The 14,714-nt window shown below is 67.4% G+C and carries 12 protein-coding genes, 5 tRNA genes and 1 pseudogene; all 18 read right to left on the bottom strand.

Going from position 1 to position 14,714, the window contains the following annotated elements; translation table 11 throughout:
• Positions 1–4,113: pseudogene (rpoB, locus tag K7C98_RS18365) on the bottom strand (DNA-directed RNA polymerase subunit beta); the annotation flags it as partial.
• 275 nt (positions 4,114–4,388) lie between these two features.
• Positions 4,389–4,781 (bottom strand): 50S ribosomal protein L7/L12, encoded by a 393-nt coding sequence (gene rplL / locus K7C98_RS18360; RefSeq protein WP_224192985.1) that lies wholly within the window; start codon positions 4,779–4,781, stop codon positions 4,389–4,391.
• Between the two features lie 63 nt (positions 4,782–4,844).
• Positions 4,845–5,369: a 50S ribosomal protein L10 gene (gene rplJ, locus K7C98_RS18355; protein ID WP_224192984.1), complete on the bottom strand. Its 525-nt coding sequence runs from the start codon at positions 5,367–5,369 to the stop codon at positions 4,845–4,847.
• A gap of 234 nt (positions 5,370–5,603) precedes the next feature.
• Entirely contained in the window at positions 5,604–6,305 is a 702-nt protein-coding gene (gene rplA, locus K7C98_RS18350; protein ID WP_224192983.1) for a 50S ribosomal protein L1, read from the bottom strand.
• 122 nt (positions 6,306–6,427) lie between these two features.
• Positions 6,428–6,868, bottom strand: a complete 441-nt coding sequence (rplK, locus tag K7C98_RS18345) for a 50S ribosomal protein L11 (RefSeq protein ID WP_224192982.1) — start codon at positions 6,866–6,868, stop codon at positions 6,428–6,430.
• Positions 6,869–6,999: 131 nt separating this feature from the next.
• The gene (nusG, locus tag K7C98_RS18340) at positions 7,000–7,536 is read right to left on the bottom strand and encodes a transcription termination/antitermination protein NusG (protein WP_224192981.1); all 537 of its coding nucleotides are present in this window, start codon (positions 7,534–7,536) and stop codon (positions 7,000–7,002) included.
• Positions 7,537–7,557: 21 nt separating this feature from the next.
• A complete protein-coding gene (secE, locus tag K7C98_RS18335) occupies positions 7,558–7,986 on the bottom strand; it encodes a preprotein translocase subunit SecE (protein ID WP_224192980.1) in 429 nt (142 codons plus the stop codon).
• Positions 7,987–8,032: 46 nt separating this feature from the next.
• Positions 8,033–8,105 (bottom strand) — tRNA-Trp (locus K7C98_RS18330).
• 19 nt (positions 8,106–8,124) lie between these two features.
• On the bottom strand, positions 8,125–8,286 hold the full coding sequence (rpmG, locus tag K7C98_RS18325) for a 50S ribosomal protein L33 (RefSeq protein WP_224192979.1): 162 nt from the start codon (positions 8,284–8,286) through the stop codon (positions 8,125–8,127).
• A gap of 147 nt (positions 8,287–8,433) precedes the next feature.
• Complete coding sequence (gene tuf / locus K7C98_RS18320; protein WP_224192978.1) at positions 8,434–9,633, bottom strand: elongation factor Tu; 1,200 nt, start codon at positions 9,631–9,633, stop codon at positions 8,434–8,436.
• Positions 9,634–9,685: 52 nt separating this feature from the next.
• Positions 9,686–9,758, bottom strand: a tRNA-Thr gene (locus K7C98_RS18315).
• 61 nt (positions 9,759–9,819) lie between these two features.
• Positions 9,820–9,892, bottom strand: a tRNA-Gly gene (locus tag K7C98_RS18310).
• Between the two features lie 9 nt (positions 9,893–9,901).
• Positions 9,902–9,986: transfer RNA gene (locus tag K7C98_RS18305), tRNA-Tyr, on the bottom strand.
• Positions 9,987–10,042: 56 nt separating this feature from the next.
• Positions 10,043–10,115 (bottom strand) — tRNA-Thr (locus tag K7C98_RS18300).
• Between the two features lie 230 nt (positions 10,116–10,345).
• Positions 10,346–11,536: a hypothetical protein gene (locus tag K7C98_RS18295; protein ID WP_224192977.1), complete on the bottom strand. Its 1,191-nt coding sequence runs from the start codon at positions 11,534–11,536 to the stop codon at positions 10,346–10,348.
• A gap of 101 nt (positions 11,537–11,637) precedes the next feature.
• On the bottom strand, positions 11,638–13,368 hold the full coding sequence (locus tag K7C98_RS18290; protein WP_224192976.1) for a HEAT repeat domain-containing protein: 1,731 nt from the start codon (positions 13,366–13,368) through the stop codon (positions 11,638–11,640).
• A 331-nt stretch (positions 13,369–13,699) separates the two neighbouring features.
• Positions 13,700–14,389: a bactofilin family protein gene (locus tag K7C98_RS18285; protein WP_224192975.1), complete on the bottom strand. Its 690-nt coding sequence runs from the start codon at positions 14,387–14,389 to the stop codon at positions 13,700–13,702.
• Between the two features lie 2 nt (positions 14,390–14,391).
• The gene (locus K7C98_RS18280) at positions 14,392–14,706 is read right to left on the bottom strand and encodes a bactofilin family protein (protein WP_224192974.1); all 315 of its coding nucleotides are present in this window, start codon (positions 14,704–14,706) and stop codon (positions 14,392–14,394) included.
• Positions 14,707–14,714: the final 8 nt, after the last annotated feature.

Raw genomic sequence — 14,714 nt, 5'->3', positions numbered from 1 at the left:
GTCGACGAGCTCGATGTTCAGGCACAGGGCCTGCAGCTCCTTGAGGAGCACGTTGAAGGACTCGGGCACGCCCGGCTGCATGGTGGGCTGGCCCTTGACGATGGACTCGTACATCCGCATGCGGCCGACGACGTCGTCCGACTTGACGGTGAGCAGCTCCTGCAGCGCGTAGGCGGCGCCGTAGGCCTCGAGCGCCCAGACCTCCATCTCGCCGAGGCGCTGGCCGCCGAACTGGGCCTTGCCGCCGAGCGGCTGCTGGGTCACGAGCGAGTACGGGCCGATGCTGCGGGCGTGGATCTTGTCGTCCACCAGGTGGTGCAGCTTGAGCATGTACATGATGCCGACGGTGACGTTCTCCTCGAACGCCTCGCCGGTGCGGCCGTCGAACAGGATCGCCTGGCCGCTCTCGGGCACGCCGGCCTTGCTGAGCGTGCCCTTGACCTCGGTCTCGAGCGCGCCGTCGAACACCGGCGTGGCCATGTGGACGCCGCGCCGCAGCTTGTCGGCGAAGCGGATGACGTCGTCGTCGGCGAGACCGTCGATGAAGCGCTGGGCCTCCTTGGTCTCGTAGATCTTCTTCAGCTGGGTGCGCAGGACCTCGGGCGAGAACTTGGTCTGCATGTAGCGGTCGATCTGCTGCCCGAGCTCGTAGGCGGCCCACCCGAGGTGGACCTCGAGGATCTGGCCGACGTTCATGCGCGACGGCACGCCGAGCGGGTTGAGCACGATGTCGACCGGGCTGCCGTCCTCGAGGTACGGCAAGTCTTCGATCGGCAGGATGCGCGAGATGACGCCCTTGTTGCCGTGGCGGCCGGCCATCTTGTCGCCGACCTGCAGCTTGCGCTTGATGGCGACGTAGACCTTGACCATCTTGATGACGCCGGGCGGCAGCTCGTCGCCCTTGGTCAGCTTGGCGATCTTCTCGCGGTAGATGGTCTCGATCTCGTCGAGGTCCTTCTCGAGCCGGCGGGCCAGGGCCTCGACGACCTCGGTGTCCTCGGCGGTGGTGAGCGAGAAGCGGCCCCACTCGCCGCGCGGCACGTCGGCCAGGTTGGCCTCGGTGAGCACGACGCCGGCGGTGATGAGCTCGCGTCCGGCGTCGTCGACCAGCTTGGCGGCGGTCGTCTTGCCGACGAGGATCTCCTTCATCCGGTTGTAGTAGCCGTCGGACACGATGGCGACGTTGTCGCGGCGGTCCTGCATCAGCTTCTCGCGCTCGGCGTCCTCGATCTGCTGGGCGCGCGTGTCCTTCTCGACCGACTTGCGGGCGAACACCCGCGCGTCGATGACGATGCCGCTGACGCCCGGCGGCAGGCGCAGCGAGGTGTCACGCACGTCGCCGGCCTTCTCGCCGAAGATCGCGCGCAGCAGCTTCTCCTCGGGGCTGAGCTGGGTCTCGCCCTTCGGGGTGATCTTGCCGACCAGGATGTCGCCGGCCTTCACCTCGGCGCCGATGCGGGCGATGCCCGCCTCGTCGAGGTTGGCCAGCGCGTCCTCGCCGACGTTCGGGATGTCGCGCGTGATCTCTTCCTTGCCGAGCTTGGTGTCGCGGGCGACGCACTCGAACTCCTCGATGTGGATCGAGGTGTACACGTCCTCGCGGACGATCCGCTCCGACACGAGGATCGAGTCCTCGAAGTTGTAGCCCTGCCACGGCATGAACGCGACGACCACGTTCTGGCCGAGCGCCAGCTCGCCGCGCTCCGTCGCGGCGCCGTCGGCGATGACGTCGCCCTTCTTCACGCGGTCGCCGACGCGGACGATCGGCTTCTGGTTGAGCGCGGTGTTCTGGTTCGAGCGCTGGAACTTGGTCAGGTTGTAGATGTCGGGCTTGGCGCCGAGGATGCCGCGGTTCTCCTCGGTCTTGCCGGTGACCGGCTTGACGACGATGCGCGCGCCGTCGACCTGCTCGACCACGCCGTCGCGCAGCGCGACGACGGTCGAGCCCGAGTCGCGGGCGACGTGCATCTCCATGCCGGTGCCGATCAGCGGGGCCGCGGTGCGCAGGCACGGGACCGCCTGCCGCTGCATGTTCGAGCCCATCAGCGCGCGGTTGGCGTCGTCGTGCTCGAGGAACGGGATCAGCGAGGCGGCGACCGAGACCAGCTGGCTCGGCGAGACGTCCATCAGCGTGACCGAGGCCGGGGCGACCGCCTCGAACTCGTCGTTGTGACGGACCTGGACCTGGTCGGCCAGCAGCTTGCCGTTGTCGTCGGTGACCGCGTTGGCCTGGGCGATGAAGTGGCCCTGCTCCTGGAGCGCCGAGTAGTAGTCGACGTCGGACGAGGCCACGCCGCCGTCGACGGTGCGGTACGGCGTCTCGATGAAGCCGAACTCGTTGATCCGCGCGTAGGTCGAGAGCGACGCGATGAGGCCGATGTTCGGACCTTCCGGGGTCTCGATCGGGCAGATGCGGCCGTAGTGGGTGTTGTGGACGTCGCGGACCTCGAAGCCGGCGCGCTCGCGCGTCAGGCCGCCCGGACCGAGGGCCGACAGGCGGCGCTTGTGCGTGACCTCGGACAGCGGGTTGGTCTGGTCCATGAACTGGCTCAGCTGCGAGGAGGCGAAGTACTCCTTCACGACCGCCGAGACCGGCTTGGCGTTGATCAGGTCGGCCGGCATGAGCGCGTCCATCTCCTGGGACATGCTCATGCGCTCCTTGATCGCCCGCTCCATGCGGACGAGGCCGATGCGGTACTGGTTCTCCATCAGCTCGCCGACGGCGCGCACGCGGCGGTTGCCGAGGTGGTCGATGTCGTCGATCTGGCCGCGGCCGTTGCGGAGCTCGACCAGGTACTTGACCGTCTCCATGATGTCGCGCTTGGTCAGCACGGTGGAGGTCAGGCTCTCCTCGAGGCCGAACTTGTGGTTCAGCTTGAGGCGGCCGACGGTCGACAGGTCGTAGCGCTCGGGCTTGAAGAACAGCGACTCGAACAGGGTCCGCGCGGTCTCGGCGGTCGGCGGGTCGCCGGGGCGGAGGCGGCGGTAGATCTCGAGCAGCGCGTCCTCAGGCGTGTGCAGCTTGTCCTGCAGCAGGGTGTTGCGCAGGTACGGGCCGACGTTGAAGTCGTCGATGAAGAGGATCTTGAAGCTCTTGATCTTGGCGTCGGCGAGGCGACGGACGTGCTCCTCGGTGAGGTCCTCGTTGCAGTTGAGGAGCACCTCGCCGGTGTTCTCGTCGACCACGTCCTCGGCCGAGACCTTGCCGACCAGGCTCTCGGCGTCCATCGGCAGGGTGCGGATGCCCGACTGGCGCATGCGCTTGATGTTCGCCTTGGTGAACTTGCGGCCCTTGCGGACGATGACCTCGCCGGTCTCCGGGTCGCGGATGTCGTGCGAGGCGCGCTGGCCGGCCAGCAGGTCGAAGTCGATCGCGCGCGTCAGGACGCCGCCTTCCTCGATGTTGATCGTCTCCTTGTCGTAGAAGAAGTCGAGCAGATCGGGGGTGTTGTAGCCGAGCGCGCGCAGCAGCACGGTCGCGTGCAGCTTGCGGCGGCGATCGATGCGGACGAAGATCGTGTCCTTGTGGTCGAACTCGAAGTCGAGCCAGCTGCCGCGGTACGGGATGATGCGGGCCGAGAACAGCTTCTTGCCCGAGGCGTGGGTCTTGCCCTTGTCGTGGTCGAAGAACACGCCCGGCGAGCGGTGCAGCTGCGACACGACCACGCGCTCGGTGCCGTTGATGATGAACGTGCCGTGCGCCGTCATCAGCGGGATCTCACCGAAGTAGACCTCCTGCTCCTTGACGTCGCGGATCGACTGGGTGCCCGTCTCGTCGTCGACGTCCCACACCACGAGGCGCACGATCACCTTGATCGGGGCGGCGAACGTCATGCCGCGCGCGCGGCACTCGTCCTCGTCGTACTTGGGGCGGTCGAGGCTGTAGCTGACGAACTCGAGCGAGCTGGTCTCGCCGAAGTCCTTGATCGGGAACACGCTCTTGAACACGGCCTGGAGACCGATGTCCTCGCGGTTCTCCAGCGGCACGTCCCGCTGCAGGAACTTGTCGTACGACCGCTTCTGGATGTCGATGAGGTTGGGGACCTCGATGATGCGCTTGAGCTTTCCGAAGTTCTTGCGCACACGGAAGTTGTTCTGGATCATCGGTGGCATCGCGGTTCCTCAGGGGGGACGAACTGCCTCGTGCGGCAGTGGAGCGGGCCGGCAGGTTGTCTAAGCGCTAAGCGAGGCAAAAGCTCAGGACTTCGGGTCGGGCGGCTCGTGAGCCAGCGAGATCGCGAAGCCGCAAAAAGTACTCGAGACTCGATGTGAGCCAGGGCTCACCGGGGCGCGAAATTGCCCCAACACAAACGCGTGTGCACGACACACAGGGGGTTTCCCCCCTGGCGCCGTACACGCCGGAGCAGCTTGGGCGGCGGGCCCTGAGATCACTTGATCTCGACCTCAGCGCCGGCCTCCTTGAGCTGCTTCGCCATCTCCTCGGCCTCGGCCTTGGAGATGCCTTCCTTGATGTTGGCCGGGGCGCCCTCGACCAGGTCCTTGGCCTCCTTGAGGCCAAGCGCCGGGTTGAGCACGCGGACCGCCTTGATGACGTTGATCTTCTTGTCGCCGAAGCCCTTGAGCACGACCGTGAACTCGGTCTGCTCTTCCTTCTTCTCGGCGGCGGGCGCGGCGCCGCCAGCCGCGGGACCAGCGACGGCGACCGGCGCGGCGGCCGAAACGCCCCACTTGGTCTCGAGCTCCTTGACCAGGTTGGCGATCTCGATGACCGGAAGGTTGCTCAGGTAGTTGATGACTTGGTCGCGGGTGATGTCGGTCATGATGAATTCCTCGAAGTCTGTCGGTGCAAACGGTGACGGGTTGATGAGGGACGAGCGCCGGCCTCAGGAGGCAGCGGCGAGCTGGTCCTTGCGGGCATTCAGGAGGTAGAGGAAGCTCTGCGGGGCGGCGTTCAGCACGCGGACGAAGCTGGTCGCCGGCGTGTTGAGCAGGGCCAGGAACTGCGCCTTGAGCTCGCGCGGCCCGGGCATGTCGGCGAGACGATTGACGCCGCTGGCGTCGAGCGTCTGCCCGTCGATGATGCCGCCCTTGATCTTGAAGTTCTTGGCGTCCTTGGCGAAATCACGCGCCACACGGGCCGCCGCGCCCGGGTCCTCCGACGAGAACGCGATGCCGGTCATGCCCTTCAGCAGGGCGGTGGCCGGCTCGTGCTTCGTCCCGGTCACCGCGTAGTGGATGACCGAGTTCTTGTAGACCTGGTAGCGGCACTTGGCGTCGCGGAACTTGTTGCGGACGTCGCTGGCCTCGGCCACGGTGATCCCGGTGTAGTCGACCAGGATGAACGCGGACACGTCGCTCAGTTCCTCGCGGAGCTTCGCCGATTGTTCGTGTTTGCTCAGGGTGGGCATCTTGGCTCGTCTCCTCGGCCCTCCGGGTGGAGGACCGCCGAGATGGGGGACGGACAACCCGCGCCCCGCTTCCTCTCGTCGCTCGCTCCACTCTCGGCAGGCCGCTCTCGCGTTTGCGGTCGGATGGCCGACCACCTGCTGTCTTCGAGTGCGTGCGCCCTCGCGGGCGGCTTCATCACGTCACGTCTTCGACAGGCTTGGTGAACTCCTTGAAGGACAGTGCGGTGGCGCGGCTCAGCGCTCGATCAGCGCCACGATCTCGTTGGTGTCGAGGCGGACCGACGGGCCCATCGTCGACGACAGCGACACGCTCTTGAAGTACTTGCCCTTGGCCGTGGACGGCTTGAGGCGCTGCAGCGTGTCGAGCAGCGCGAGGATGTTCTCCCGCAGCTTGTCTGGCCCGAAGGACATCTTGCCGACGGGCGCGTGGACGATGCCGGTCTTCTCGGTGCGGAACTCGATGCGGCCGGCCTTGATCTCGCGGACGGCCTTGGCCACGTCCATGGTCACGGTGCCGACCTTGGGGTTGGGCATCAGGTTGCGCGGGCCGAGGATACGACCGAGGCGACCGACGAGGCCCATCATGTCGGGCGTGGCGATCGCGCTGTCGAACTCGAGCCAGTTCTCCTTGAGCACGCGGTCGACCAGGTCCTCGGCGCCCACGAAGTCGGCGCCCGCCTCGCGCGCCTCGTTGGCCCGCTCGCCCTTGGCGAACACGACCACGCGCAGCGACTTGCCGGTGCCGTGCGGCAGGGCGCACGACGAGCGGATCATCTGGTCGGCGTGCTTCGGGTTGACGCCCAGGCGCGCGGCGACGTCGATCGTCTCGTCGAACTTGGTGAACTTCAGCTTCGGCAGCAGTTCGACCGCTTCGGCGAGGGTGTAGCGCTTGTCGCGGTCGACCAGCTTGCGGATCGCCTCGTACTTCTTGCCCATAGTCTCTTGCCCTTTCCGGGGTCCCAGCGGCCTGTGCGGCCTCCCCCGGGGTTGTTCCGGCCCGCGTGGGCCGGGTCTCCCGTCCTCATGGCTTCAAGGACAGGAAAGAACTCTCGCCGGCCTCAGGCCTCGACCACGTCGATGCCCATCGACCGCGCCGTGCCGGCGATGGTGCGCGCGGCGGCGTCGATCGAGGCGGCGTTCATGTCCTTGAACTTGTACTCCGCGATCTCGCGGACCTCGGCGGTCGTCAGCTTGCCGATCTTCTCGCGGTTCGGCACGCCCGAGCCCTTCTCGACCTTGGCGTTGGCCGACTGGACCTTCTTCAGCAGCAGGATCGACGCCGGCGGGGTCTTGGTGATGAAGGTGAACGAGCGGTCGGAGTAGACCGTGATGACCACCGGAATCACGAGGCCCTGGTCCTTCGCCGTGCGGGCGTTGAACTGCTTGCAGAACTCCATGATGTTGACGCCCTTGGAGCCGAGCGCAGGGCCGATCGGGGGCGCGGGGTTCGCCTGCCCGGCCTTGATCTGGAGCTTGACGTACGCGGTTACCTTCTTCATGGCGGTGCTTCGTAAAAGGGGTGGGTCGGTCGGGTGGGCCGGTGCCGCTGGCGCCGCCCTTCAGGGACCGTGAGCTTGACGCCGCTCACTCGGCGGGACAGGCGTGCTGGCTTGTCGCAGATCCGCCGGCGTTACACAACCGGCTCGACCTCGGAAAAGTCGACCTCGACGCGCGTCGGGCGGCCGAACAGCGACACCGACAGCCAGATCTTCTGCTTGTCGTTGTTGATCTCCTCCACCTCGCCGGTGAAGTTGGCGAACGCGCCGCTGCGGACACGCACCTGCTGGCCGACCGAATACGTGATGTTCGGCACGACCTTCTCGACGGGCGCCTGCTCGTCCGGCGGAGCCTGGCCGAGCATGCGGTTCATCTCGGCCTTGCGCACCGGCTTCGGGTTCTGCCCGCCCAGGAAGCCGGTGACCTTCGGGGTGTTCTGGACCAGGTGCCAGCTCGCCTTGGTCAGGTCCATGCTGATGAAGATGTAGCCGGGCAGAAGCTTGTTGGTCTTCTGGACGGTCTTCTTGCCGCTCCGGGTGGTCACCTTCTCCGAGGGGATCAAGATCTCCCCGAACTGCTCCTCGAGACCGGCGTTCTTGATCCGGTCCTCCAGGGCCTTCTTGACCGAGTTCTCGTAGCCCGAGAAGGTGTTGACGACGTACCACTCCATGAGAATTTGTGCCCCGATCCGTCAGAGAGCGTAGAGCCAGTCCGTCACGTTGGACCAGAACAGGTCCATCATCGCCAGGAGGACGGAGCAGACGAGCGTGAGGACGACGACCACGATCGTGGCGACCCGCGTCTCCGCCTTGGTCGGCCACGTCACCTGCGAAACTTCGACCGCGACCTCGCTCACGAACGTGAACCAGCGCTTGTTCCGCCAGGCGATGGCGGCGCCTACCAGGGCGAGCACCACGCCGATCGTCGTGGCCGTGTTCGGCGACGGACGACCGAGCTGGCGCGGCCAGTACGACCACAGCAACGCCCACATGTCCTCGGTGAGGTTGCTGAAGACGTACGCGAGCAGCAGAAAGCCGAGGAAAAACGCCGCGTGCGCCCACCGATTGGGGTCGAACTCACGGGCGACTACGAGCTTTCGTTTGCGCGGCGGGGTCGTCATGGCAGGGGCTCAGAGTGTCCGAAGTTCGGCCATCTCTGACAGGAAGCAGGGGGTGGGGGACTCGAACCCTCGGCCTGCGGATTTGGAGTCCGCTGCTCTACCAACTGAGCTAACCCCCTGTAAGAACCCTCTCTTCTCTTACTTGGTCTCCTTGTGATCTGCGTGCTTCCGGCAGTGACGACAGAACTTCTTGAGGACGAGCTTCTCGGGCGTCGTCCGCTTGTTCTTGGTCGAAGAGTAGTTGCGCCGCTTGCACGACTGGCACTCGAGCTGGATGATGATGCGGTTGCCGGCAGCCATGGGAGCCTCAGGCGAAGGGGTCCGGTTCTAGCAAGACCCGTTCCGGTTGACAAGTTCGCTCCCGAGTTTCGGCCGAGGCCGGCAAATCGGGAAGTTAGGGCAAAAGGAGGCGGGGGTCACGCCCCCGCCTCGTTCGTTCTCGAGCTTCTACTCGAGGATCTTGGTGACGACGCCGGCGCCGACAGTCTTGCCACCCTCGCGGATGGCGAACTTCAGCCCCTCTTCGCAGGCGATCGTGCTGTGCAGCTCGACGACGATCTCGATGTTGTCACCGGGCATCACCATCTCCACACCCTCGGGCAGCGTCACCGAGCCCGTCACGTCCGTCGTGCGGAAGTAGAACTGCGGCCGGTACCCCTTGAAGAACGGAGTGTGGCGACCGCCCTCCTCCTTCTTCAGCACGTACACCGTCGCCTTGAACTTCTTGTGCGGCGTGATCGAGCCCGGCTTGCAGAGAACCTGCCCGCGCTCCACGCCCTCGCGGTCGATGCCGCGGATCAGCAGGCCGACGTTGTCGCCCGCCTGGCCCTGGTCCAACAGCTTGCGGAACATCTCGACGCCCGTCACCGTCGTCTTCTGCGTGTCACGCAGGCCGACGATCTGAACCTCGTCGCCCACCTTGATCACGCCGCGCTCGATGCGGCCCGTGGTGACGGTGCCGCGGCCCGAGATCGTGAACACGTCCTCGACCGGCATCAGGAACGGCTTGTCCAGCTCGCGCTGCGGCTGCGGGATGTACGAGTCGCACGCGTCCATCAGCTCCCAGATGCACTTCGCGTCCGCGTGGTCCCACGACGGCGCGTTCAGGGCCTTCAGCGCGCTACCGCGGGTGATCGGCACGTTGTCGCCGTCGAACTGGTACTTCGACAGCAGCTCACGCAGCTCGACCTCCACCAGCTCCAGCATCTCCTCGTCGCCGGCGCCGATCATGTCGCACTTGTTCAGGAACACCACGATCGCCGGGATGCCAACCTGACGGCCCAGCAGGATGTGCTCGCGCGTCTGCGGCATCGGGCCGTCCGGCGCGCTCACGACGAGGATCGCCCCGTCCATCTGCGCCGCGCCCGTGATCATGTTCTTGATGTAGTCCGCATGACCGGGGCAGTCCACGTGCGCGTAGTGCCGCTGGCTCGACTCGTACTCCACGTGCGCCGTCGAGATCGTGATGCCGCGCGCCCGCTCCTCGGGCGCCTTGTCGATCATGTCGTAGCCCTTGAACTCCGCCTGTCCCTTCAGGCTCAGCACCTTCGTGATCGCCGCCGTCAGCGTCGTCTTCCCGTGGTCCACGTGGCCGATCGTGCCGATGTTCACGTGGGGCTTGTTCCGTACGAATGTTTCCTTCGCCATGGCTGTGCTTCTCTGGGTGTGACGGGTTCAGTCGTCGAGAGGGATTTTCCGGAGCCCATGGGCGGACTCGAACCGCCGACCTCATCCTTACCAAGGATGTGCTCTACCAACTGAGCTACATGGGCATGAAGTTGTTCGGGCCGCGGAGGCCCAGGGGACCAGTGCAGATGCGCGGCTTGCGCAGAGAGCGGGAGACGAGGGTCGAACTCGCGACATTCAGCTTGGAAGGCTGACGCTCTACCAACTGAGCTACTCCCGCGGTAGGCAGTGGATGGGGAAGGATTCGAACCTTCGAAGCGCGGTGCGCGGCAGATTTACAGTCTGCTCCCTTTGGCCGACTCGGGCACCCATCCTCGTGGTGTGGAACGGTCGCTGCGTGCGTGGCCCCGGAGGCCTTTCGGTCGTGGTGAGCTGGCGATGGGACTCGAACCCGCAGCCGCCTGATTACAAATCAGGTGCTCTACCAATTGAGCTACGCCAGCGTGGTGGTGAGATTTCCCTCCGGGGTCTTCGTGGCGGGCTCTCCGCCGGGGTCGAGCGAGAAGCTAAGCGAAAGCATCGGGCCCGGTGAGGGTCCGAAAGTGGACGCGCTGTATAGCCGCGGATCCGGCAGAGTGTCAAGCCACGCCGGGCGGGTGGCTGGGCGTCGTTCGGGCGGCGCGAGAGACGGCAAAATCGCGCCAATCGAGCGGAAGAGGCCGCTTTGGCGGGCTCAGAGCGGGGTCAGCTCGGGGACGAAGAGCTTGCGATCGACAGGACTCGGCTCCTGACCGACGGAGGCGATCTCCCCTGCCCCGATCTCGGGGCGTGCCTCCGGCGCCAGCGGCGGGTGCGGCTTGCCCAGCGTGGTGTCGCCGGCGAGGAGCACGGCCTGGAGTTCGCTCAGCTTGGCCTCGGTCTGGGCCGTGAACTCGCTCTCATAGCCGAGCCGCCGGGCGGTCGCGAGGTTCTTCTCGAACACCCAGATCGCCTTGTTGACCACCGGCCTCAGCTGGTTCTTGAGCTCCTCGTAGTAGACCTGGCGCTGCTTGTCGTCGAGCCAGTCCGGCACGGGGGCGTGCATCATGGCGTCGTAGAACTCCTCGAACAGGCTGCCCAGCTGGTAGCCGGCGGCCGAGACCCAGAACATGTGCTTGGCCTTGATGGTCTCGTTGTAGGCGTCCTGGGCCTTCTCCAGCAGGGCGAACTTGCGGGCGAAGTCCTCGGTCATCTGCTTCTCGGGCAGGCGGATCGGGACGTCGCGGAAGCGCCGGTGCCACACGGCGGCGCGGTAGAAGCGGGCCATGCCGACGAAGTAGTAGTTGCTGAAGCGCTCGCTGTTCTGCTCCTGCGAGGCGAGGTAGATCTGGTCGGCCTGCTGCAGCAGCGGCTCGGCCTGGTCGAGCTGGCCGAGCTCGAAGTACGCGTAGCCCTGGCGGGCGAGCGCCTCGACCTTGGCGCTCGGCAGGGTGGCGCGGGTGAAGGCCTCGCCGTAGCTGTCGGCCGAGGCCTTCCACTCGCCGAGCTCGGCGTAACAGGCGCCGCGGCGGGCGAACAGGTCGGCCGGGCCGTCGCTGAAGCGGGCGAGGTAGGCGTCGTAGGCGCGGATCGCCGCGGCGCAGTCGCGCAGGAGCTCCTGGGCGCGGGCGAGGCCGAGGTAGGCCTGGCGCACGCCGGTCTCGTCGGGCTCGCCGCCGAGGTAGCCCGAGAACAGGGCGACGGCCCGAGCCGCGTCGCCGCCGGCGAGCGCCGCCTCGGCGTCCGGCAAGGTGGCCGGTCCGAGCGGCGCCGTCGCGGTCGCCTCGCCCGGCTGGACGGTGACGGCGGCGTCCTCGGGGGTGACGACGGCGGCGGGCTTGCCGGCGCAGGCGACCTCGAGGGTCGCCGCGACGACGAGCGCGATCCGGACGGGCGGGCGGGACATCGGCGTGAGCATGGCACACGAGGCCGCGAGCATCACGGCCTGGTTGTGAGTTGTCGCGTCGGAGATCGCTCCGAGCGAGCTCGCGCGGGCGCGGCGCTTTTTCACTCGCCGAGCTTGGCGATCGTGTCGCGGGCGGTCAGCACGGCCTTCTGGTAGCTGATGTCGGTCGTGCCCTTCTCGCCCTTCATGATGTCCTCGAGCACGTCGACGCACTTCTGGCAGCGCTTGCCCTGCATGACGCGGGCGGCCAGGAGCGCCATCGTCACGCGCGCGTCGACCTCGCGGACCTTGTAGGCCTGGGCGATCGCCTCGGCCACGGCGGCGTCACCGGGCGCCACCCGGGTCAGCTCCATCGCCGCGTTCTCGCGCGCGACCCAGCTGGCGTTGGTGTCCTTGAGGGTCTTGAGGTAGCAGTCCTTGTCGGCCTTGCAGGTCTCGAGGGTGGCGAGCGCGGGCTCCCACTGCTTCAGGCCCTCGGCCACCTTGGGGTCGGTGTTGGCGGCGAAGGCCTCGCGCACGGCGGCGACCTGGTCGGGGCCGGCGGCGAGCACGGCGAAGCGGCCGGCCTCGACGCGGATCGACAGCGGGGTCTTGTCGGTGCTCGGCAGCGTCTCGGGGTCGCTCTCGGCGGTCTTGACGAAGTTGATGAGGCACTTCGTGGCCTCGTCGCCGCCGATGTAGCCGAGCGCCTCGGTCATCATGAACTGCTCCTCGAAGTGCACGGTGGCCTGCGTGCACGGGCACACCGCGGCCGCGGCCTTCGGGTCGCCGATCTGGCCGAGCGAGGTGACGATCGCGTTGCGGAGGTTCTCGTTGTCCGCCTTGTCCGGATCTTCGTCCTCCTCCTCGGCGGCCTTCTTCTTCTTGTCCTTCTTCTTCGGGTCCTCCTTGACGACCGGCTTGCAGGTCCCCTCGGGGATGTTCTGCATGAGCGCGTCGACGGCCGTGGGGCTGCCGAGCGAGCCGAGCATCAGCGCGGCGGTGAAGCGGACCACCGGGAGGGTGCTGCCGGCCTCGACGACCTTCTTGATGACGATGTCGTCTTCCTTGCCGGTGAGCAGCTCGACGAGGCGCGGGACGGCCGGCTCGCCGATGCTGTTGAGGGCCAGCTTGACGCGGTTGCTGAGGTTCTTGCTGTCGGTCTGGTCGTCGGGGATCGAGAAGTTGGCGATCACGAGCGGTTCGATCGCCTTGGGGTCGCGCAGGTTGCCGAGCGCCTCGGCGACGATGCGGTGGATCTGCGGGGGACGCATCTCGGTCGGCTGCTGCAGCGCGGCGATCAGCGGGTCGACGGCCTTCGGGTCCTTCAAGATCCCGAGCGTGCGCGCGAGCTCGCGGCGGATCTCACCCTCCGCCTTGCCCTTGTCCTTGCCCGGGTCCTTCGTCAGGCCCTCGAACAGGCCGAGCACCGCGTCGGTCGAGCCGGTCGCCTTGGCGCGCTGGATGCCCTGGAGGGCGAGCAGCACGCGCTTGCGGCCCTCCTCCGAGCCGTCGAGGGTGCCGAGCGCCTTGCTCCACAGCGGCGCCGCCTCGGGCCGGCCGATGTCGCGGAGCATCTCGAGCATGTTGACCTGGTGCTCGGGCGAGGAGTCCCACTGCTCCTCGAACACCGGGACCACCTTCTGCACGAACTCGTCGAGGCGCGGGCCGTTGTCGGGCGAGGTGATGACGGTCTTGACCAGGTCCTTCATGCCCGAGAAGCCGATGCCCTTGGCGCTGGCGTTGCGGATGTTCTCGATGTGCGTCTCGTAAGCGTAAGGGTCAGGCTCTTTGCAACCGGAGGTCGTGAACACCGACAGGGCGAACAGGGACGAGAGAACGAGCTTGCGCATCAGGCCGACCTTTCAGGCCCGGACGGGCCGTGGAGACGAACCGGCCCGGACGGGCCGTGGAGACGAACCGGCCCGGAGGGGCCGTGGAGACGAACCGGCCCGGACGGGCCGTGGAGACGAACCGGCCCGGAGGGGCCAGAGACGGAAGAGGTGGAGATTCGCGGCCTAGGGGGCCGAACGCGGCCGTGTGGGGCCATGACAGAATTGCGGCGATGTTACCAAAGCCGCGCGCCGATGTTTGCTGCAGTTTCGTCGGGCGACCAAAAAACAGGCCCCGCGGGGTTACCTCCGCGGGGCTCGTTGGCTGCGCCGACCGGTGTCGGCGGGGCGCTCAGATGCGCTCGACCTTGTGCTTGCCGCGGGCGAGGACCCGCGGGCGCGCGACCTTCTTCGAGCGCTTGACGCCGTCGCCCCAGTCGGCCTCCTCGGCGTCGCCGTACAGGTCGCCGGCCTGCTCGTCGAGGCGAGGACGGGCCAGTGCGGGCTTGGCGACTGCGTCGCGGCGCGAGGCGGTGCGCTGAGGTGGCAGGCGAACGCCGTTCTGGGTGGCGTAGACGGTCGCACGCGGCGGAGCCGGGCGGGCCTGGGCGGCGCCGGTGTACTGGCGACCTTCACGGCGGCCGCGGCCGGCCTCGGCCTCGGCCTCGAGCTCGTCCTCGTCGGGCGGCTCCATGCTGACCTGGCCGCGGAAGGCGGCGCCGGGCGCGACGACCAGGCGAGGCGCGCGGAGATCGCCGACGACGCGGGCGCTGGCAGCGAGGACGATGCTGCCGGCGGCGCTCACGTTGCCGACGATGGTGCCGGCGACGACGACGTCATCGGCGTGCACGTCGGCGGCGATGATGCCCTCCGGCTCGACGTAGAGGGTGGCGGCGAGGTGGATGCGGCCCTCGATCGTGCCGTGGACGCGAATGTCCTCCTGGCCAGACAGACGACCGGCGATGTGAGTGCCGGGGGCGACGACGGTGGTGGCCTCGTCGGGCGAGCCGACGGCCGAGTGCGTGGATTCCGACTGCGACACCTTCAACCCCCCATGTCAACGTTGCCCTTGAACGAGGCGCCGTCGGCGATGAGGATCCGCGGGGCGCGGATGTCACCGACGACGGTGCTGCTCGGGCGCAGCTCGGCGCGCTCGCTGGCGGCGACGTCGCCGCGGAGCGTGCCCTGGACTGTGATCGACGCGGCGTCGACCGTGGCCTCGACGAGGCCGCCGTCCTCGATGACGAGCGTGTCGCGGACCTGGATCCGGCCCTTGACGGTGCCTCGGACGACGAGATGCTCCTCGCCGGTGATCTCGCCGTCGATGAGGATGCTGGAGCCGATGACGGTGCTGGACATGAATTGCC

It is taken from the genome of Nannocystis pusilla, assembly GCF_020073745.1.
In the GTDB taxonomy this organism is placed as follows: domain Bacteria; phylum Myxococcota_A; class Polyangia; order Nannocystales; family Nannocystaceae; genus Nannocystis; species Nannocystis radixulma.
This window is presented reverse-complemented; position numbering and strand designations above follow the sequence as displayed.